The 1,504-nt window shown below is 40.4% G+C and carries 2 protein-coding genes; one reads left to right on the top strand and one right to left on the bottom strand.

Features of this window, described 5'->3' with window-relative positions; genetic code table 11:
- Positions 1-42: 42 nt before the first annotated feature.
- Positions 43-975 (top strand): glycosyltransferase, encoded by a 933-nt coding sequence (locus Q0192_RS10400; RefSeq protein WP_299289417.1) that lies wholly within the window; start codon positions 43-45, stop codon positions 973-975.
- Between the two features lie 202 nt (positions 976-1,177).
- On the opposite strand, the gene Q0192_RS10405 is transcribed toward Q0192_RS10400, so the two are convergent.
- The coding region (locus Q0192_RS10405; protein ID WP_299289418.1) for a hypothetical protein at positions 1,178-1,504 on the bottom strand (327 nt) is incomplete at its 5' end.

Here is a 1,504-nt window from a genome sequence, read left to right on the forward strand (position 1 = left end):
AACCAAAATACATAAACCGATTAAAAAAATGTTTACAGCAAAATGAAAGCTTCTTTCGTACTTGTCAATTACAACAGGAGAGAGGAACTTCTGCTTACCATCGAAAAAACAAAATACCTGATTGAAAACAGTATTTGGGACTACGAAATTGTGATTGTGGACAATGCGTCCTCGGACGGGAGCGCAGAGGCGGTTAAAGCAAACCACCCAGATGTGGTGTTGATCGAAAACAAAGTAAACACCGGCGCGCCTGCCTGGAACCTGGGTTTTGCAAAAGCACAGGGAGAATATTTTATCATTATTGATGATGACAGCCATGTGGTATCAGGCTTAGACGACGCCATCAACCACTTGGATAAAAAGCCCGACATCGGTATTTTAGCTTTGAATGTTACGACCGGGCCTTATACCAGCGAAGGTTGGCGCTGGAAAGACGGACAGGATATTGTTGGTTTTATCGGTTGCGGCGCTATTTTCAGAAAATCTGTTTACGATAAAATTGGTGGTTATGCGGATTGGATTTTTTTATATGCCAACGAATGGGACTTGGGCATACGAACCATTGATGCCGGTTACCGGGTAGAATATTTTGCAAAATGTAAAGTGGACCACCGGACAAGTGCCGTGCACAGAAGCACCAAACGGCTTAGGGTTTTGTGCACCAAGCACGAATTAGGCATTATCTACAAACACTTTCCTAAATCAAGATGGAAATATTTAATCCGGGTGCTGATTAACAATTTGAAAACGTTTAAAAAAGGAGAATTGAAAGAAACCTGGTACAACATCATCGGCTTTTACGAATTTTTTAAAATGCGGAAAAACCTGACCTATACGCCCATATCCTTAAAATCCCAAAAAATATTTATCAACCATTTTATAGGCACCAGGTTTGTGATTGCTTTTTTTTACCGGTTCCGTAAAAAGAAGGATGATGAAGCGGTTTTGCAAAATACTGCGATAGCCAATCCGTAATCAAAATAAAAATGGTTGTTGAGGCCGGAGGAATTTCAGCAATGATTTAAACAGTAACCCACAAAATAAGTTGATGCTTCTTTTACCCTATAAAAATTGGTGCATGTACCAGTTTCAAAGAAACCAAAACCAGGTAATACCAATTTTATGCCGGTAAAAGAAGCATGGTGTGAAGTACAAAGAATATGTTTAAATCAGTTAATTAACTGTTGGCAAATACTTCCACATGCTCGTCGGCAACTTTTTCCCAGTTAAAAACACTTAACGCGCGGTGCTGTGCTTTTTCGGCCAATGCCAGCATTTCGGGATAATGCGTTTCGCTGTAATTGATCTGTTCGGTTAGCGAAGCAATGTTCCCTTTTTTAAATTTGCATGCCGTGTCCAAAACCGCGTACTCGTTTTCTTCAATATCACTTACAATTAGCGGAACATTCAGGCCCATTACAGTTAAAACGATCGGCGAAAGCCCTTCCACATCCGAAGGCTGGATGTAACAATAAGCATTTTTGATCAGCGCATTTACTTCATC

It is taken from the genome of uncultured Mucilaginibacter sp. (genome assembly GCF_937859865.1).
GTDB lineage: Bacteria > Bacteroidota > Bacteroidia > Sphingobacteriales > Sphingobacteriaceae > Mucilaginibacter_A.